The sequence below is a fragment of the Crocosphaera sp. XPORK-15E genome (assembly GCF_034931425.1).
Taxonomy (GTDB): domain Bacteria; phylum Cyanobacteriota; class Cyanobacteriia; order Cyanobacteriales; family Microcystaceae; genus UHCC-0190.
The window spans coordinates 14,900-34,065 of the sequence record NZ_JAYGHQ010000022.1; the positions used below are offsets into that span (position 1 = coordinate 14,900).

General features: G+C 37.4%; 13 protein-coding genes. 7 read left to right on the plus strand and 6 right to left on the minus strand.

Translation table 11 applies throughout. The features are described 5' to 3' along the window. Positions 1-750 (plus strand): helicase C-terminal domain-containing protein (locus VB691_RS21650; protein ID WP_323293611.1); only part of this gene is annotated, 750 nt, incomplete at its 5' end. A gap of 439 nt (positions 751-1,189) precedes the next feature. Here VB691_RS21650 and VB691_RS21655 read toward each other — a convergent pair. Next, positions 1,190-1,883 (minus strand): IS1 family transposase gene (locus VB691_RS21655; RefSeq protein WP_416245406.1). Its coding sequence is split into 2 segments (ribosomal slippage): positions 1,190-1,790 and positions 1,789-1,883, totalling 696 coding nucleotides; the frame shifts between segments, so codons are not numbered across the junction. A 119-nt stretch (positions 1,884-2,002) separates the two neighbouring features. Between VB691_RS21655 and VB691_RS21660 the strand changes: the two genes are divergently transcribed. Both VB691_RS21660 and VB691_RS21665 read left to right on the plus strand, forming a co-directional pair. Next, positions 2,003-2,386, plus strand: coding sequence for a hypothetical protein (locus VB691_RS21660; protein WP_323293612.1), 384 nt, complete (start codon positions 2,003-2,005; stop codon positions 2,384-2,386). A gap of 21 nt (positions 2,387-2,407) precedes the next feature. Next, a complete protein-coding gene (locus tag VB691_RS21665) occupies positions 2,408-5,128 on the plus strand; it encodes an AAA family ATPase (protein WP_323293613.1) in 2,721 nt (906 codons plus the stop codon). 4 nt (positions 5,129-5,132) lie between these two features. On the opposite strand, the gene VB691_RS21670 is transcribed toward VB691_RS21665, so the two are convergent. Beyond that, on the minus strand, positions 5,133-6,113 hold the full coding sequence (locus VB691_RS21670; protein WP_323293614.1) for an FHA domain-containing protein: 981 nt from the start codon (positions 6,111-6,113) through the stop codon (positions 5,133-5,135). Positions 6,114-6,175: 62 nt separating this feature from the next. On the opposite strand from VB691_RS21670, the gene VB691_RS21675 reads away from it, so the two are divergent. Beyond that, positions 6,176-6,778 (plus strand): 4Fe-4S single cluster domain-containing protein, encoded by a 603-nt coding sequence (locus VB691_RS21675; RefSeq protein WP_323293615.1) that lies wholly within the window; start codon positions 6,176-6,178, stop codon positions 6,776-6,778. A gap of 235 nt (positions 6,779-7,013) precedes the next feature. Continuing rightward, the gene (locus tag VB691_RS21680) at positions 7,014-7,568 is read left to right on the plus strand and encodes a hypothetical protein (protein ID WP_323293616.1); all 555 of its coding nucleotides are present in this window, start codon (positions 7,014-7,016) and stop codon (positions 7,566-7,568) included. A gap of 33 nt (positions 7,569-7,601) precedes the next feature. Here the strand turns inward: VB691_RS21680 and VB691_RS21685 are convergent, their stop codons facing one another. The 3 genes from VB691_RS21685 to VB691_RS21695 all read right to left on the minus strand — a co-directional run bounded on the left by VB691_RS21685 (position 7,602) and on the right by VB691_RS21695 (position 13,312). Then, positions 7,602-9,227: an NADP-dependent glyceraldehyde-3-phosphate dehydrogenase gene (locus VB691_RS21685; RefSeq protein ID WP_323293617.1), complete on the minus strand. Its 1,626-nt coding sequence runs from the start codon at positions 9,225-9,227 to the stop codon at positions 7,602-7,604. Between the two features lie 204 nt (positions 9,228-9,431). Continuing rightward, positions 9,432-10,427 carry an L-lactate dehydrogenase gene (locus tag VB691_RS21690; RefSeq protein WP_323293618.1) on the minus strand — a complete coding sequence of 332 codons (996 nt, stop codon included), beginning with the start codon at positions 10,425-10,427 and terminating at the stop codon, positions 9,432-9,434. Between the two features lie 359 nt (positions 10,428-10,786). Further along, the gene (locus VB691_RS21695) at positions 10,787-13,312 is read right to left on the minus strand and encodes a glycogen/starch/alpha-glucan phosphorylase (protein ID WP_323293619.1); all 2,526 of its coding nucleotides are present in this window, start codon (positions 13,310-13,312) and stop codon (positions 10,787-10,789) included. Positions 13,313-13,763: 451 nt separating this feature from the next. On the opposite strand from VB691_RS21695, the gene VB691_RS21700 reads away from it, so the two are divergent. Further along, entirely contained in the window at positions 13,764-13,970 is a 207-nt protein-coding gene (locus tag VB691_RS21700; protein ID WP_323293620.1) for a hypothetical protein, read from the plus strand. A gap of 270 nt (positions 13,971-14,240) precedes the next feature. On the opposite strand, the gene VB691_RS21705 is transcribed toward VB691_RS21700, so the two are convergent. After that, a complete protein-coding gene (locus tag VB691_RS21705) occupies positions 14,241-16,652 on the minus strand; it encodes a phosphoketolase family protein (RefSeq protein WP_323293621.1) in 2,412 nt (803 codons plus the stop codon). Positions 16,653-17,042: 390 nt separating this feature from the next. Here VB691_RS21705 and VB691_RS21710 point away from each other — a divergent pair, with 390 nt between their 5' ends. After that, the gene (locus VB691_RS21710; protein WP_323293622.1) at positions 17,043-18,914 is read left to right on the plus strand and encodes an alpha-amylase family glycosyl hydrolase; all 1,872 of its coding nucleotides are present in this window, start codon (positions 17,043-17,045) and stop codon (positions 18,912-18,914) included. Positions 18,915-19,166: the final 252 nt, after the last annotated feature.

Genomic DNA, 19,166 nt, shown 5'->3' on the forward strand with positions numbered 1-19,166 from the left:
AAAGTCGCTGAAAATATCAGGAGTCAACCTCAATGGAATCGGCAAACTTATCCCTTTCAAACTTCAGATGATGGCACAATTGTTAAACTTGATTCTGAGCAATGGTTAAAGTTAGCGGTTGAACATTTTAACCAAGAAGACTGGTTGATTAATCCTGATTATGTCAGAATTATCGCCTGGAGAAATAAGACGGTTGATAAATACAATGAAGCTATTAGAAAGGCTTTATACGGGGAAAATGTAGAACAGTTAGTAATCGGGGATAGGTTGATTGCTAAAAAGCCTGTATTTAGAAAATTACCAGGGGGGAACACACAACAGAAAAAGATAATCTTGAATAATTCAGAAGAATGTAAGGTCATAGAAAATCCTGAATTAGCGTATAATGAGCAGCATAAGTGGGAGTTCTATCAAGTTAAGGTAAGAACGGATGAAGGTACAGTTTTAGAGTTAAGAATCTTGACAGATGAATCTGAAGAAAAAAGACAAAAAGAATTAAAACGGTTGGCTGATAGAGCCAAAGAAGATGTTACTTACACAGAGAAAAAGAAGCGATGGGCGATCTATTTTGAGTTAGAAACCTTGTTTGATAATATGGCTTATGCTTATGCTCTGACTTGTCATAAAGCTCAGGGGAGTTCCATTGATAATGTGTTTTTATTGGTCAGCGATATGCACTATTGTTCTGATAAGCAAAAAATGATTTATACTGGGCTGACTAGGGCTAAGAAGTGTTGTTATGTGGCTTAAAAACAAAAGATAAAAGACAAACATAAACTCATGTCTCCCTTTCCATTCAACTGATTTCTCTTAATAAAAGAGAGTCAATGTTCTTATTGATACATCCATCTTTTTTAATGAACTGGTTTGAAGTTGCTGTGCGGCATCTGAGTCCAGTGATGAGTTATGTCGATCTTAATAACCGTTTTAGCCCTTTGATTTGTTCCTCAAAATCTAGTTGATAATTGAAACTAAACACTTTATATCCAGTATGCCACTCAAAATTATCTCGTTTAACCTGATCATACTGTTTGAGTTCTGGGTTATCATGAACTGAACCATCACAAAAAATGGCGTTGCATCACTGCGGGATGATTTCGGCTTTCTCCTAATTTTTAAGTTTTCCAATTTCAACAGCGTTGCTTTCGCACTCGCTCCGCGAGACCGCCAAATAATAAAATAGCAAAATTTAACCTCTGATTATTGTAGAAAGGTTTTTCTCTTTCAAATAATAAATAAGTAGTTTAATTGACAAAAATAACATCTCCTTTGACTTAGAATAACAGAATGTCTTACGGTGTAGTCTTGCCAAATAATGACGTAAACGACTATTTTCTCCTTCTATTCTTGTCATAGATGTTTTACTGATAATTTGGTCACCATCAGGAATGAATTTTGGATAAACTTTATATCCATCTGTTATCCAAAAATAACAATTCCAATCTTTAATTTTTTCCCATAATTCTTCAAATATTTTGGCACTTCTATCACCTATTACATATTCTAAAATCTCGGAGTAGTCTTTGTTTAAAGCTGTCCAAATCCATATCTTATTTTTTTTACCTATAAATGTTTGTAATTCGTCTAGTTTGCCTACCTGTGGAATTTGGTGGTCGTTAGAACTATCTGGTAACTGATTTTCTGTCTGTCTTACCCAACGTATGACTGTGTTATGATTGACTTTTGTAATTCTTTCAATCGCTCTAAATCCGTTACCATTAAGGTACATAGTTAAACAGTTTTCTTTGACCTTTTTAGAATAACCTAGTTCAGAATGAAATTCGTGCTTATTGACGACCACAAGTCTTACATTGATAGTTTTGTTTTCCTCTTCTATGACCATTTTTTCTAATATTATTGGAATTACATTTTGGACAGTTCATTTTCTTTTTTTAGAGACGCGATCGCTGTCATAAAATTTTCCTCTTTATTATAAATCATCCGGCAATGGTGCAACGCCCGATTCCTGAGAAGATTTCATTTGGCAATGTTGAGTTCTCAAATGCGCGCTGAAATTGCGGATCTTGTTGTATCTTCTCTGTCGGATTTAGGCTATACTTTGGTTAATTCTGAAACCGATGCTATTTACGAAGGTGATGATCAACGAAAAGCTTACGTTGTCAAAGTTAAAAATCTGGCTGGGGATGAAGTTGTCGCAATAATCAAGCCAGAAGAAGAGTTTGGTAGGAATTCGATTTCTATCAATGCTTTTAGTGAAATTCTAGTCGATGAAACTGCTGCTCAACAAAATGCCAAAGCGGTTTTTGAGTCTTTGGATGCTTCAGGTATTCAAGGAATAGGTGAATTTCAATGCAAGTCAAAAGCCAGACCAGAATATCGTAATCTCAATGAAATAAAACAGCGTGGAATCCCCCAATCTTTTTAATAAGTTGAAAAAAGGTAGATTATGCTAATCTTTTCCTTATTTGATCCTCAACAAAGTAAAACTCTTCAGCAATGGCAATTTGAGCAGGAAGATCTTGTGCGTATTGGGCGTGCTAGTGATAATAATGCTGTAATTAACAATGATTTGATTTCCCGATACCATCTAGAACTTCATCAAATTCAGCCTCAACAGTGGCAATTAATTAGTAAGGGAACGAATGGAACTTTTTTCAAAGGACAGCGAATAGAGCAGTTGATGTTATCAACTGGGATAGAAGTTCAACTAACTCAAGGTGGTCCTTGGTTAAAATTTGAACTTTCACCTACTGCTGAAACTGAAACCCTTCCAATTTTCATCATAGTCAAACCCCCAAATCCAGAATCACCGACAATTGATCCTACCGGGTCAGATTCTCATATAAGTCAATTAGAAATTTTTTTAACTGGTCTTAATGCACAGTTTTCTAGGAGCTTTCTCAGTCAACGCAAGGAAGAAATCAATAAACGCTTAGGAGAAATTCAAAAGTTACAAACAGAATTAAAAGAAGCAGTTAATTTAGTAGAAAAAAACAGCCAATATCCCAAAAAATTGCCAATCTTTGAGAAAGTTATGCAAGATACTAGCCAAAAATCAGCACTGATCTTCTCTCAAGCAGAAGATATTGGAGAATTTGAAAACAGGCGAGAATTATTTGGACGGATTGCCGATTGGTCACGCCTTTTACCGGATAATCTTAACCTCTGTATTTTTATATTTCATCACGAAAACAGGAAAGAATTAGAAGACTTTTGTAATCGTATTGGATTTACTTTTTTAGGGAATCTGACAGCAAATCGTAATACAATGGGAATAAGTTCCTTTAATTTTATTCGTTTAAAAGGCCCAGAGCGCAAAGAAATTACAAATTTAGTCGAATACTTTCGCCTCCATCATCATCGTCCCCTAGACTGGAAAAATCGAGATCAATTGATGGTCTGGTTGTCGGCGGAAAATCGCTCTTTAAACTATTGGTATGCTAACTTTCAAACAGTCTCGGAAATTTCCCTCGCTTCTGCTCAAAAGTGTCATTGGTTGTCTGGAACTGTCAGCACTAAACCTGCTTTAGAACGACTAGAACAAATGATTGGACTAGCTCAAGTTAAAAAAAATATTCGTCAACGGATACAGGTTTTAGAAGTCCATAAAGCCAGAGAAACGACTGGACAAATAACTGAACCCCCTCGTCTTCATCTAGTATTTAAAGGCAATCCAGGTACGGGAAAAACAACGGTTGCTCGTCTGATTGGGGAAATTTATCGAGATTTAGGATTATTAGAAAGAGGTCACGTTATTGAAGTAGGTGGTAGAGATTTAGTAGCAGGTTATGTAGGACAAACAGCAATACGAACTAATCAATTAATAGATAGTGCTTTAGATGGAATTTTGTTTATTGATGAAGCTTATACTCTGGTTCAGGGAGGACAGAATGATTTTGGAACTGAAGCAATTGATACCCTACTCAAAAGAATGGAAGATGAACGCGACCATCTTGCTGTAATTGTGGCAGGTTATCCAGCCAATATGGATGAGTTTATCAAGGCTAATCCTGGCTTAGAACGTCGCTTTAATACGGAAATTATCTTTGAGGATTATAACCCCAAAGAATTGATGGCAATTTTTCAACAACGCGCTACTAAAGTTAAATGTAACCTCTCCCAAGAATTGATGGATTCTATGCAGGTTTTATTCACCGCACTCTATGAAGGACGCGATCGCACTTTTGGTAATGCAGGAATGGTTGAAAACCTCTTTCAAGCAATGGATGAACGCCGCGCTAGTCGCGTGCTTGAAAGCAATCTAGATCCGCTAAATGAACCTTTTCAATTGCATGATATTCCCGAAGTTTATCAACCTCTGATTCGAGATAATTCGACCACTTCTAGCACTGTTAATGATCTGCTTCAAGAATTAGGCAGTTTAATTGGTTTGGATTTAGTTAAGTCCGCTATTCGGGAAATTGTTGATACCCAGATTGCTAATCAAAGATTACGAGAAGCTGGATTAGTTGAAAAGACAGAATCTACCATCGGTCACATGATTTTTTTGGGAAATCCAGGAACAGGTAAAACCACAGTAGCTAGATTGATTGGACGAATTTTTAAGGCTTTAGGAGTATTACCAAAAGGACATTTTATTGAAACGACTCGTCGGGATTTAGTAGCGGGTTATGTGGGACAAACTGCTGAGAAAACAGCTAAAGTGGTCGAGTCTGCTTTAGGAGGAGTTTTATTTATTGATGAAGCTTATGCCTTGGCACGTTCTGAATCTTCGGGAGATTTTGGTCGAGAAGCTATCGATACTTTAGTCCCGATGATGGAAAATAATCGTGATCGATTAGTGGTTATTTTGGCTGGTTATTCTCAGGAAATGACAGCCTTTATTGAGGCTAATTCTGGTTTTTCATCTCGCATTTCTTATACTATCGATTTTCCGGATTATAGTGGGGAAGAACTCTCTCAAATTTTCCGGCGAATGTGTCAGCAAGATAAGCGTATTTGTCCCAAGGATGTAAGCAGGAAAGTCCAAGAAATTTTTTTTCAAATTTATGAAAACCGCGATGCCAATTTTGGTAATGGTCGAGAAGTTCGCAATTTTTATGAGAAAATGGTTAGGCGTCAAAAAAGCCGTATTGTTCGGGATAATCTTTCGGGAGCAGCTATGATGACTTTTATTCTTCCAGATATTCCCTCAATTGATTTTTAGTAAATTATTCATGCTCTAAATACTTTTGAATCCAATCAATTAACTGAGTAGCATTATAAACTAATTGAGCCTTCTCAGCATCTCTACTAGAACCAGAGAGAAATTGAAAAAGGTTAGAGTTCAAATATTGCCGCCATGTAAAAGCTAGTCTTAAACTTTTATTATCTTCGCGGACTAATTCTATATTAAAATCGTTATATTGAGTTCCACTATCCCCTTCATAAACAGATTTTTGTAAACGGACAGCCGTAAATTCTTCTAAAGGATAAAATTGATAACGATAATGATTAAATAAGCTATCAACAAAAGATTGAGAGGTAATAGTTAATTTTTGAGTATCGAGATCGAATTGATAGCTAGTTACTGGGGCATAAAAAAATATAGTCATTATAATTATAGCAATAATAATGTTGAAAGGAAATAGATTTATTGAAGACCATAAAGCGTAAATCAAAAAGAATAAAATGATTCCTCCAACTAATTTACCAGCCACATTCCACCAAAATTCACGTTGTTTTTGACGATTATTGCCAATAATCGTGTTAATAATCAGTTGTCTCGGCAATATTTCTAGACAATATTGTTGTGTCTCAATTGTCTGACGAGGTGCTACTGCTTCTGATTGATTTTTCTCAACAGCTATTCCAACAGGAACTTGATATTCAAAAACAAATTCAGGACCTCCTTGGGAGAATATCAAATGATCGCCTGGATGCAGTATTTGTGTTCCTTGTAGTCGATTACCATTAATATAAGTTCCATTAGAACTATTGTGATCCACAATTTCCCATCCTCCTCCCTTTAGAGGACGAATACTAGCGTGGCGGCGTGATATATTAGTATCAAAGTCTAAAGGAATATCACAAGTAGAATCGCGTCCGATGAGAATTTCTAGATCATTGGATAAAGGATAGGTAGCATCTGGTTGAATTTCTCCCTCAATTACCAATATTAGAACCCCTTGGCTAGAATGTTGATGTCCCATTGAACTTTCTTCCTAATTCTTAGCATTAAAAATAGTGTTAATTTATCCGATAGGTTTAGGTTATGACTTTGTTAAATATTGCTGAAATATGCTCTTCAACTCGCGTCTTAGGACCTGGTCAACGCTGCGCGATTTGGGTGCAAGGTTGTTGTTTTGATTGTCCGGGTTGTGTGGCTCCTGATTGGATTCCTCAGAAGCAAGCTCAGTTAATTGAACCAGAAAAACTAGCTAACTATATCTTAACACTACCTCACCTCGATGGTATTGCAGTTTCAGGAGGGGAACCCATGCTGCAAGCTGAAGGATTAAATGAACTTTTCACCTACCTCAGACGAAAAAGTAACCTATCGATTATCTGCTACTCTGGGTTTACTCTCAAGCAGATTCAATCTAAAAATGAGCCGATTTTTAGGCAGTTACTTCAGCAAATTGATGTTTTAATTGATGGATTATATATTGCCCAATTAAATGATAATTTAGGTTTTCGTGGTTCATCTAATCAAGTTGTTCACTTTTTAACAGATCGCCATCTTCAGGAAAGAGAATTATTTACTCAACGCAAGCGCGATGTGGAAATCCATGTTCAAAAAGATTCTCTCTTGGTTGTTGGCGTACCGCCTCTCAATTTTTCCCCCGATCTTAAGCAGTCTCTAGGGTTAAAATGAAGACTTGATCAATGGTGCAACGCCAATTTAATTAAACCCTCAATATCATGGAGAAAATGCCACCTTACTCAAAACACGATGGCAATCACACATCAAGTTGGTAAAAGTCCCCATGCCACTCCATGAAAAGCTCAAAGAACAGTTTATTAACAAAATATCTAGATCCCCTTGATCTAAGTTAAAATTTGAGAGGTGAAATCGAATTGGCTAAATTGCCAGGGAATAGGGTGTTTGTATGCTAACTTCGTTTCAAAAACAGAAACTGACTAAACTATTTAGTATGTATGATGCGGAGAACATGGGAGTTCTCAAGTTATCGAGTTTTGAAACGATTGCGCGTCGTCTAGGGGGTTTGAGGGGATGGAAGTCCGGTTCCCAAGAGGAACTAAATCTTCTAGAACAATATACTTATCGTTGGATGAGATTAAAGAATAATATTAAAGAGTCTACCCACCATGGTTCGGGTAGTACCATCAACTTAGAAGAATGGTTTGTTTATCACGAAATATTGCTCGAAGAAGATGCTTTTAAACAAGATATCAAAGCTCTAGGAAATCTCATTTTTGATGTGATTGATCTAGATGAAAATCAGAAAATTGATCAACAGGAATGGACAACTCTCTTTAAAATTTATGGACTGCCCGTTGTTTACAGCCCGATGGCATTTTCTCAAATGGATGAGGATGAGGATGGATTTCTCACCAAAGAAGATATTTTGAGACGATTACAAGAATTCTATTGGAGTCAGAATCCACAAGAGAAAGGGAATTACCTATTTGGTCCTATCTAAGTAAATAGATTCTTAGATGAGTTAATCAAGTGTTTACAAAATGAAATCAGTGGAGAGAAAATTAGACTGATGTTCCCTGACAATTTCAGTGATTAATCGTTTGTTGAGATCAATCTCTTTTGCCGCCACCAAAGTACGAATAGAAAAAGCGCGTAAGGCATCATGAACCGATAAAGTTCCTTCAGCAGAATCTTTTCTTCCCGTAAAGGGAAACGTATCAGGCCCCCGTTGACATTGGCTATTTATATTAACACGACAAACCTGGTTAACCAAGGGATCAACTAATTGAGCGATCGCTTCTGAATTTTGTCCAAAAATACTTACCTGTTGACCATAATCTGACTTCACTAAATAATTAATTGGAGTTTCAATATCATCGAAAGGAACAATGGGAACAACGGGGCCAAATTGCTCAACAGAATAGATTTTCATTTGGTCATTAACGGGATACAAAATAGCGGGATAAAAGAAGGTTTCATTAATGATACCGCCCCCTTCATTAATAACTTCTGCTCCCTTATTTTTAGCATCTTCTACCAATTCTTGAAGATAGGTCGGTTTGCCGGGTTCAGCAATCGGAGTTAAGAAAACATTGTCTTCCCAAGGCATCCCAAATTTTAAATCACTAACGGCGGCAGTAAACTTTTCTAAAAACTTATCAATAACTGCGCGATGAACAAAGATAATTTTGATGGCAGTACAACGCTGTCCATTGTAAGAAAGGGTTCCTAAAATACATTCTTTGACTGTCAAATCTAAATCAGCATGGGGCAGAACAATGCCTGGATTTTTTGCTTCTAATCCTAAAATAGAACGCAAACGATGAGATTTTGGGTGTTGTTTTTTGAGATTATTAGCGGCATGACTACTCCCAATAAAAGCTAAAGCATCTATCCTTCCTGATTCCATTAAAGGTGGAGTAATGGTTCTTCCTTTGCCATAAATTGTATTAACAACTCCTGGGGGAAAAGAGTCTTTAAACGCTTCTAACAAAGGATAATTTAATAATACGCCGGGTCTGGGAGCTTTAACAATTACCGTATTGCCCATAATTAAGGCGGGAATTAGAGTCGTAAACGTTTCATTTAAAGGATAATTAGCTGGCCCCATGCTTAGAACAACGCCCAAGGGAGCGCGGCGAATTTGTCCGATAACCCCTTGAGAAATTTCAAAGCGAGAAGATATACGATCTAGGTTTTTCAAAGCATCAATGGTATCCTCAATATAGTCAACTGTTCGGTCAAATTCTTTACAAGAATCGGTGTAAGATTTGGCAATTTCCCATATCAATAAATTAACGACTTCATGGCGTTTTTCTTTCATGCGATAGGCGAAATTTTGAAGACATTCGATGCGTTGACCCACAGACATGGTGGGCCATTGTCCCCTACCATGATTATAAGCTTTCACAGCCGCTTCTAAAGCCGATAGAGCAGTCTCTTGATTAAAAAGCGGAAACTGCCCAATTTTTTGACGAATTAGTCCTTCCGTGGTTTGTAGATAAACAGGAGAAAAAGCTGATTCCATTTCTCCCTCCCAACTCTGCAATTTCCCATCCACAAGGTATTCCCTTTGGTCAATGGGATGCTTTAATTTGAATTGGGAAGGAATGTGTTCAATTCGGGGAAAAATTTCTTTAATTCTTGCATTAATGTTCATTGGTGTTGGCCTTTTGTTCAAAGTAGGTTATTAATAACTGCCTAAACAAAATTAATCACAGGGCAGGTTTTAATTTATTGTAACATTTTTGTACAATAATGGCGGGTTTTTGAAACTTATTTATGAGAAGCATTAATAAGTTTCAAAAACCCGCCCCTACAAAATGACTTTTTGAATTTGTGTATTTTTTTTGTCTACTTAATATTAAAGCTTAAGTTTTTCAAACACCCCTTGTAAAACTTGAGCCGAATTTAACAATTGAGTTTTCTCCATTTCATTGAGAGATAAATTGACAGTTTTCAGCGCACCTCTTTCGTTAACAACTGTGGGGATACTTAAACAAATGTCGTTAATTCCGTACAACCCATTCATTAAGGTACTCACCGTTAAAATCCGTTCTTGAGAGCGTAAAATGGCCTTGACAATATCAGTCACAGCTAACCCAATAGCATAGGAAGTATAGCCTTTGAGTTTAATAATTTCATAGGCCGCATTTTTGACCTGATTAAAAATAGAATTTAATTCGTCCTTATCTTGCTGTGGAAGACTTTCCCAATCTTGAGGAATGATTTTTGCTCCCCCAATATTGGCCATACTCCACACAGGAAATTCACTATCTCCATGTTCTCCCATAATATAAGCATGAACACTACGGGAATCAATATTGAGTTTTTGTCCAATCAAAGAACGTAATCTCGCTGTATCTAAAACTGTTCCCGAACCGATCACCCGCGCACTAGGAAATCCTGTTAATTTTAAAGTAACGTAAGTCATAATATCCACAGGATTACTGACAATTAATAAGATGGCATGGGGACAATATTTAACCACATCAGCCAAAATACTGCGAAAAATATTAACATTGCGTCCTACTAATTCTAAGCGACTTTCACCTGGTTTTTGAGCCGCCCCAGCCGTAATAATAACAAGATCTGCATCTTTTCCTTCATCAGCAACTGTACCACTTTTTAGTTCAGTTGGAGGAAGAAAAGGCATTCCTTGGATTAAGTCCATGACTTCTCCTTCAACCTTTTCTTTGGCAATATCTTGCAGGACTAATTCATCAAAACAATCTTGAATCAAAATTGAATAAGCGCAGGCCATTCCTACTTGTCCTAGACCAATAATTACACCTTTACGGGGACGAATTAGTGTAGGTTTTGCTGCGTCAGGATTAGGAGTAAAAATTTGTTCAAACATCTATAAATCACCTAAACAAGAACTAATGTTGACCGTAAGAACAATGAAAGATAGCAGTCCTAAATTATTGAGCATAGTTTTCTCTTTCCTATTCCCTGTGGCTGAGATCTATATCTCATAATTTACATAGAACTGCTATAGAAAAAGTCAATCTTATCGACATTTAAAGGGAGCATCCCATTTGGGTAAGCTCATAACTCAAAGTTATGACAGAAAAGGGTTTCAGCCCCCCTTCAAAGGTAAACGTGCAAAATGGGGATGCTCCCCATTTAAAGGATATTTTTGGCTAAATAAATCCTTATTTCAATGAGAGTTTTTATCATAAAATGGAAGACTAAGCTTCCATTTTATGATAACATTTAAAACCCATTATTGAGATTTAATTTGGCTTCAGCTTGCACATAATTTTTCAATTCAACGGAAACAGCTTTGGCATTCCAAATGCCTTCACAATATTCTTGAATCGAGCGATCGCTGGAAAATTTACCCATCCGTGCCACATTTAAAATGGACATCCGACTCCAATATTCAGGATCTTTGTAAGCTTGAGATACCTTTTCTTGACATTCAACATAAGATTGATAGTCAGCTAACAAAAGATAGGGATCATCGTAGAGTAAATTATCGACAATGGGCTTAAATAATTCTGTATCACCACGAGAAAAGAAACCAGAACTAATTAAGTCTAAAACCCCTTTAAGTTCAGGATTGGAGTCATAATAACCGCGAGGATAATAACCTTGGGCTTTAGTTTCTAAAACCTGTGGGGTTGTTAACCCAAATAAGAAGAAATTTTCTTCTCCAACTTCTTGAAGAATTTCTACATTAGCCCCATCTAAAGTACCGATAGTTAAGGCACCATTGAGGGAAAACTTCATGTTTCCTGTGCCTGATGCTTCCTTACCTGCAGTAGAAATTTGTTCCGATAAATCCGCCGCAGGATAAACCCTTTGACCAAAGGTTACATTATAATCTGGCAAGAAAATAACCTTCAAGCGATCACCGATATCGGGATCATTATTTACCACATCTCCCACTGCTGTAATTAACTTAATAATTCGCTTGGCCATGAAATAACCAGGGGCAGCTTTTCCACCAAAAATAAAGGTACGGGGTGGAATATCTAAACTGGGATTTTGTTTGAGACGATTATAAAGGGTGATAATGTGTAACACATTAAGATGCTGCCGTTTATATTCATGAATGCGCTTAACTTGCACATCAAATAAGGAAGCAGGGTTAACAATTATGCCCAATTTTTGATGAATATAATTGGCTAAATCTTGCTTAATTGCCTGTTTAACTTCCCGCCACGCCCAACGAAAACCGCCATCATCAGCACAACCTTCTAAATAGCGTAATTCCTGTAAATTCTTAATCCAATTCTCCCCAATTTTTGAGTTAATTAATTCAGTCAATCGGGGGTTACTTTGAACAATCCAACGACGAGGGGTTACGCCATTAGTAACATTGGTAAATTTTTCGGGAAATAGTTGATAAAAGTCATGTAAAACTGTTTCTTTGAGCAACTTTGAATGTAACTCAGCTACCCCATTAATATGATGGGAACCTACACAAGCTAAGTTAGCCATTCTCACATATTTATCCCCACTTTCATCAATAATAGAAAGGCTAGAAAGTTTGTAATCATCATTGGGGAATTTAATACGAACTCGCTCTAAGAAACGCTGATTAATTTCATAGATAATTTCTAAAAGACGAGGTAACAAATTACCAAAAAGAGCGAGGGACCATTTTTCTAAAGCTTCAGGTAATAATGTATGATTGGTATAACCAAAAGTATTTTGTGTAATACTCCAAGCTTTTTCCCATTCATAATGATAAACATCCACCAATAAACGCATTAACTCAGCTACCCCAATAGAAGGATGAGTATCATTGAGTTGGACTGCCCATTGTTCCTGGAAATTATCTAAATTAGGATTATCATTAAGATGAATCCTAATCATATCTTGAAGAGAACAAGAAACGAAGAAATATTGTTGTTGTAATCGTAATTCTTTGCCTTGAATGGGTTCATCATTTGGGTAAAGAACTTTACTAATATTTTCTGAGTGAACTTTACTATCTACTGCCCCATAATAGTCTCCTACATTAAAGCGTTGAAAATCAAAAGATTCACAAGCTTCGGAACGCCATAATCGTAACGTATTGACCGTATTTACTTTATAGCCAACAATGGGTGTATCATAGGGAATTCCTTTAACTACATATCCAGGAACCCAACGCACACGATAACACCCTTGATCATCAGTATAAGGTTCTGTCTGACCCCCAAAATTAACCGCAACGGAAGCTTCTGGACGGGCAATTTCCCAAGGGTTTCCATAGGCTAACCATTTATCCGTAATTTCTACTTGCCAACCGTCCCGAATTTCTTGATCAAAAATGCCAAATTCATAGCGAATTCCATAACCAATAGCAGGGACTTCTAAGGTTGATAAAGAGTCCATATAACAAGCGGCTAAACGGCCTAATCCACCATTCCCTAAACCGGGTTCTTCTTCGGTTTCAATCAATTCTTTGATGTTTAGACCCGATTCTGTGATGGCTTGTCTCACTTGTTCGGCAATGCCTAAATTGATTAAATTGTTTTCTAAATGAGGGCCAACTAAAAATTCAGCAGATAGATAACAAACCTTTTTGACTTCTTTTTTCATAGCGGTTTGAATCGTGTTTAACCAACGTTGTAAAAGACGATCTCTTACCGTATAAGCTAAGGCCATGTAAAAATCATTCTTGCTGGCAATTTCAGGAAATTTACCTTGAATATACAAAAGGTTATCTAATAAGGCACGTCGTAAGGTAGAAATCTCTAAACCGGTACGATCATCTTCGATTTGAACGGGTGTTGTGTTAATCATATTCCTCGCTGACTTGATCCTTCTTTTTAAGCCAAGATGTTCTCAGTGTAAGCTATTTTGTCTAAACAGAAATTTTTTTTTCATAATCTTAAGTATTCTAAATGTTCAATAATTCTAGACAAAAGAAAGAAAAGATTAACTTTATGTTAACCTTGGTTAAAGAGAAAAAAAAGCATTTTTTTGATCCCTTTTCTGGGCTGTTTTTTCTTCCAAAAAATCGTGATTTCTGTCCTTGTTAGTCCAGTGATTTTTAAATTGAAACTTAATGTTTTTTTAATTAGAAGTTAATCAATTTTTAAATTGAAACTTAATGTTTTTTAAATCAAAAGTTAATCAATTTTTAACCTCTCTGAAAAACGGAAAGGGCTATGATCATTGTGCATGGTAAAATGTAACAATTGCTACAGTTTTCTGTCCTTGATAACCCAACTTCTCTTAAGAGGCAACTTTAATGGAAAATCTTCAAAATAAGACAGCAACTTTATTTTTGCCGTCTTTACCACAGGAACAAAGTAAACAGTCGCCGTTGAAGTCATTAGATCCCCTTGAAGAAGATTTTGATTTTGATCATTGGGCGAGAGTTGTCAAAAAACAGATGATAGCTTCTCTAAATGCCTCTTTATTACTTGCATTAGATGAGGAATTTCCCAATAATTGAGAATTGGAAAATAAAGAACATTTAGTGAATTTCCGTTGTCTGTTTCTCTGATCAGCAATTCTCATTTTGAAACGAGTTTGCGCCGTTTCAGCGATCACTAGATTTGTTACGAATTGTCAACCCCTCTTTATGTAAGGATTTCAATGTCATGAAATCTTAAAATGAGAATTGCTGTTCTCTGATTGATACTTAAGAAAGGTGGGCAAGGCTCATCCCAGGAGTTTTATTAGGACTTAAATAAAACTTAAGCCCTAATAAAGTTAGCTGAAACTAAAACGGCCATTTCCAGTCAGTAATTTCTGGCTTATCAATGCCATTTTCGTAAGCATAAGCCCGATGTTCAATCATCTCATTCTTCATGCGTTGTTGAACATAAGCAGCAGCAGATCCTAATTTTGGCACCCGATCAATCACATCCAAAACCAAGTTAAATCGATCAATTTGGTTGTTCATTGCCAACTCTAAGGGTGTATTAATATTACCCTTTTCTTTATAACCCCGTACATGGAGATTATCATGATTAGTCCGATGATAGGTTAACTTATGAATTAACCAAGGATAGCCATGATAATTGAAAATAATCGGCTTATCGGGGGTAAACAATGTATCAAAATCTCGGTCAGATAATCCGTGAGGGTGTTCTGATTCTGATTGCAGTTTAAACAAGTCTACCACATTAATAAACCGGACTTTTAATTGAGGGAATTCTTCCCGTAAAATAGCAGTCGCGGCTAAAGATTCTTGAGTCGCTACATCTCCACAACAAGCCATAACTACATCAGGATGATCCGGTTCTTTGCCACAGTCATCATTACTGGCCCATTCCCAAATTCCAATGCCTTTTGTGCAGTGTTTAACGGCATCTTCCATGTTTAAAAATTGGAGATGTTTCTGTTTATCTGCAACAATTACATTGACGTAATCTTTGCTTTTTAAACAGTGATTGGCTACGGATAATAAACAGTTAGCATCAGGGGGAAAATAAACCCGAACAACTTCTGCACTCTTATTAGTTACTAAGTCAACATAACCAGGATCTTGATGGGAAAACCCGTTATGATCTTGTCGCCAAACTGTCGAAGAAAGTAGAATATTTAAAGAAGAAACAGACGCACGCCAAGGCACTTCATGCTTACAAATATCTAACCATTTGGCGTGTTGGTTAAACATAGAATCTACCACATGGGCAAAGGCTTCATAGGTGTGGAAAAATCCATGACGACCTGTTAATAAATACCCTTCTAACCAGCCTTGTAAGGTATGTTCACTTAACATTTCCATCACCCGACCATCTCTGGTGATTTCTGTGCCGTCTGCATCCTCTTCTAAGATATCAGCCATCCACACTTTTTTGCTGACTTCATAGATCGCATCTAAACGGTTAGAAGCGGTTTCATCTGGGCCAAATACGCGGAAACTGTTCATATTATTAGCCATGACATCCCGCAAAAAGATCCCTAATGGCTTTGTATTTTCTGCTTCTACCGCACCAGGTTTGTCCACTTCTACGCCGTATTCCCGAAAATCAGGCATTTTTAGGTCTTTTCGCAAAACTCCCCCATTAGCGTGAGGGTTGGCACTCATGCGACGGTTTCCCGTGGGGGCCAAGTCTTTTAACTCTGGTAACAGTTTACCTGTCGCGTCAAAAAGTTCTTCCGCTTTGTAGCTTTTTAACCAGTCTTCTAATATCTTGATGTGTGCAGGGTTGCCGTGCATTCCTGATAAGGGGACTTGGTGCGATCGCCAAAAATCTTCAGTCTTTTTCCCATCTACGAAGGCGGGGCCAGTCCACCCTTTAGGAGAGCGTAACACAATCATGGGCCACATGGGACGTTCAGCCACCCCACTAAGACGGGCCTCGTTTTGAATCTGTTTAATCTCTAAAACGACTGTTTCGAGGGTTGCAGCCATCTTCTGGTGCATAATTTCGGGATCAGATCCTTCCACAAAATAGGGTTTATAACCATACCCTTTAAAGAGATATTCTAATTCTTCGTGACTAATACGGGCTAAGATGGTGGGATTAGCAATTTTATAACCATTTAGGTGCAAAATCGGTAAAACTGCCCCATCTCGGATAGGATTGATAAATTTGTTAGAATGCCAAGCCGTTGCTAAGGGGCCGGTTTCAGCTTCTCCGTCTCCCACTACCGCAACGGTAATGAGATCAGGGTTATCTAACACAGAACCGTAAGCATGGGATAAACTATAGCCTAATTCTCCTCCTTCATGAATAGAACCGGGGGTTTCTGGGGTGCAATGACTACCGATACCACCGGGGAAGGAAAACTGTTTAAAAAAGGCTTTCATTCCTTCTTCATCTTCGCTTTTTTCGGGGTAAACTTCCGAATAGGTTCCTTCTAGATAAACAGGGCCTAAAATTCCAGGCGCACCATGGCCAGGGCCGGCCATATAAACAGTATCTAAATCGTATTTTTTGATCAGTCGGTTAAGGTGAATATAGATAAAACTTAGACCAGGACTTGATCCCCAATGACCTAATAAACGGTTTTTAACCTGTTCTTCTTTTAAGGGTTCTTTAAGTAAAGGATTATCCCGTAAATAAATCATCCCAACGGCGAGATAATTACAAGCACGCCAATAAGCGTGAATTTTACGCAATTCTTCGGGAGATAGGGGGTTTTCTGTTGACATTGTTGTTTGGGAGGGTGCCTGAACCATAATCTTCTCCTTATAATTACCAAGTTAATAACGAATCTTGGTTAATAACTTTTCATTTTGCCTTAGTTTGTGTCCATTTTGAACTGACTGGTTTCTTAAGAAAAAATAAATAATCGAATCATAAACTTAGCTTCATCTTTTGTTAATTTTTCAAGAAAACTTTAATGATAGACTAAGCCTGAAAGACATTTTAAAGGGACAATAGGCATCTCCAAAAGCCCAGATTCCGCCCCGATGCTACAAGGGTTTGAGGTTAATTTATGGAGATGTCTAATGAGTTCAAGAAGTGATATACTCCCATCGTTGAATCAAAGATTTCAACGTGGGCTTCTCTAGGAATTACTTCTTTCGAGCATTTTTTACTAAATCTTGTAAGGAAAAATTTCACTCATGGTTTCTCTACCTACTACTATCGCCCAACAAGCCTCAAAGGGTTTTGACAGCCCCAAACCTGAATCAGATAAAAAAGCGGACTTTGAGTTTTTCTTCACTCGTTCTCTTGAATTTCGGCAAGAAACGATCTACTTCATTGTGGTAGATCGTTTTTTTGACGGAGACTCTAACAATGATGAAGGTCCCAACCCCAAACTATACGATCTTTCACGGCAACATTGGGGAAAATATTGGGGCGGAGATTTAGAAGGAGTAATCAAAAAATTAGATTATCTCAAAGAGTTGGGGATAACGGCGATTTGGTTATCTCCTCTCTTTGAACAGGTGGAGGAAATGGCTGAAAGTGCTGCCATGCACGGTTATTGGACAAAAGATTTTAAACGAATCAATCCTCGTTTTATTGGCAAAGGGGAACCTAATTCCCTTTATCAAGAGACGGTTTTTGATCGTTTAGTGGCAGAAATGCAGAAACGAGGGATGAAGCTGATTTTAGATATTGTTTGTAATCATAGTAGCCCTGACATCAACGGACAAAAAGGCAAACTTTATGATGATGGTCAACTAATTGCTGATTATCATGATGATCGCAACGATTGGTATTATCATAATCCGAGTATCAGTGATTGGAATGATGAACACCAGTTGTTGTACTACGAAATGTTAGGATTAGCTACTTTTAACGAAAATAATGCCGATTATCGCCACTATATCAAGACAGCTATTAAACAATGGTTAGACAAGGGAGTAAATGCCCTGCGTATTGATACCGTTAAGCATATGCCTGTCTGGTTTTGGCAGGAATTTCTCACAGATCTTAAAACCCATAAGCCGGATCTGTTCACTTTTGGAGAATGGGGATTTGGAAACCCTAATGATGGTCGTTCCCCTCAATTTGTTAATGATACAGGAATGTCCATTGTTGACTTTGGTTTATGCTACGCTATCCGAGAAGCGATCGCTCAAAATCAATCCGGTGGTTTTCATCGTCTTCAAGGGATTTTTGATTGTGATCACTACTACAATAGCGCGACAGAATTAATCACTTTTTTTGATAATCATGATATGTCCCGTTTTTTGAGCTTAAATGACAACGGGAATAAATTAAGGTTAGCCGTTGCTGTGATCCTAACCTGTCGAGGTATCCCTTGTCTTTACTATGGCACAGAGCAATATTTACATAATGACACCAACGGAGGCAATGATCCCTATAATCGTCCCATGATGTCTGAGTGGAATACCGATACGGATTTATATCAAACAATCGGAAAATTATCAAAGTTAAGACGAAAAAATCCAGCAATTTCACTGGGTAGCCAAGAACAAAAGTATCTTTCCGATAATATCTATGCTTATCTACGCCGTTATCGTGATTCTCGCTGTTTAGTGATCATGAATAAAGGAGAAGCAACCACCATCGATATTGACAATACGGAATTACCCGATGCGAACTATACTTGTGTGATAACAGAACGCTCCATTTCTGTATCTGGTGGACGCATTTTTGGTCTTAATCTTTCCCCTGATGAAGTAATCGTTTTAAGTCATGAAGGAGAAATTGTCACGGGGCAAATGGTGGTGCGAGTGCAACTCAATGGCGTTCAAACTAATCTTGGAGAAACCGTCGTGGTCACAGGAGATTGTCCAGAACTGGGTAATTGGGAGATAGACAAAGCTTATCCCCTTGAATACATTAATCAAAATACTTGGTTTGGAGAAATTCCTTTTAATGAAAGTGCGGGTAAAGCGATTGCCTATAAATATGCTGTCATTCGCCCATCCAGGCTTCCTCTGCGAGAAAACTTACCCTGTCGTCGCTGGATATTGTCCGAAAGTGGAATGGTAAAATGGCGTAATAAGTGGGCTGGATAATTAATTGAGGTATCTTGAAACCGTTCAAAAGATTTACCAAGAAAAAATGAAGTTTTGTCAAAAAAAAAGGGAAAGGGAGGATAACCTTTCCCCGAAAAAGGCAATGCCAGAATGGAATTTTCTTAACCTAAAAATAACATACCCTGAATCTAAAAATAAAATTCTCTTAACCTAATGATGTAATACTTTTGATTGATAGTCAGCTAAAATAGGCAATTTTAACCTGAAGACTCTAATACCATAGTACAAAGT

Bases quoted from the DNA above. Each gene is read 5' to 3' on its own strand.
- VB691_RS21660 (WP_323293612.1), top strand. From the start codon at position 2,003: ATGCGCGCTGAAATTGCGGATCTTGTTGTATCTTCTCTGTCGGATTTA.
- VB691_RS21665 (WP_323293613.1), top strand. From the start codon at position 2,408: ATGCTAATCTTTTCCTTATTTGATCCTCAACAAAGTAAAACTCTTCAG.
- VB691_RS21670 (WP_323293614.1), bottom strand. From the start codon at position 6,113: ATGGGACATCAACATTCTAGCCAAGGGGTTCTAATATTGGTAATTGAG.
- VB691_RS21675 (WP_323293615.1), top strand. From the start codon at position 6,176: ATGACTTTGTTAAATATTGCTGAAATATGCTCTTCAACTCGCGTCTTA.
- VB691_RS21680 (WP_323293616.1), top strand. From the start codon at position 7,014: ATGCTAACTTCGTTTCAAAAACAGAAACTGACTAAACTATTTAGTATG.
- VB691_RS21685 (WP_323293617.1), bottom strand. From the start codon at position 9,227: ATGAACATTAATGCAAGAATTAAAGAAATTTTTCCCCGAATTGAACAC.
- VB691_RS21690 (WP_323293618.1), bottom strand. From the start codon at position 10,427: ATGTTTGAACAAATTTTTACTCCTAATCCTGACGCAGCAAAACCTACA.
- VB691_RS21695 (WP_323293619.1), bottom strand. From the start codon at position 13,312: ATGATTAACACAACACCCGTTCAAATCGAAGATGATCGTACCGGTTTA.
- VB691_RS21700 (WP_323293620.1), top strand. From the start codon at position 13,764: ATGGAAAATCTTCAAAATAAGACAGCAACTTTATTTTTGCCGTCTTTA.
- VB691_RS21705 (WP_323293621.1), bottom strand. From the start codon at position 16,652: ATGGTTCAGGCACCCTCCCAAACAACAATGTCAACAGAAAACCCCCTA.
- VB691_RS21710 (WP_323293622.1), top strand. From the start codon at position 17,043: ATGGTTTCTCTACCTACTACTATCGCCCAACAAGCCTCAAAGGGTTTT.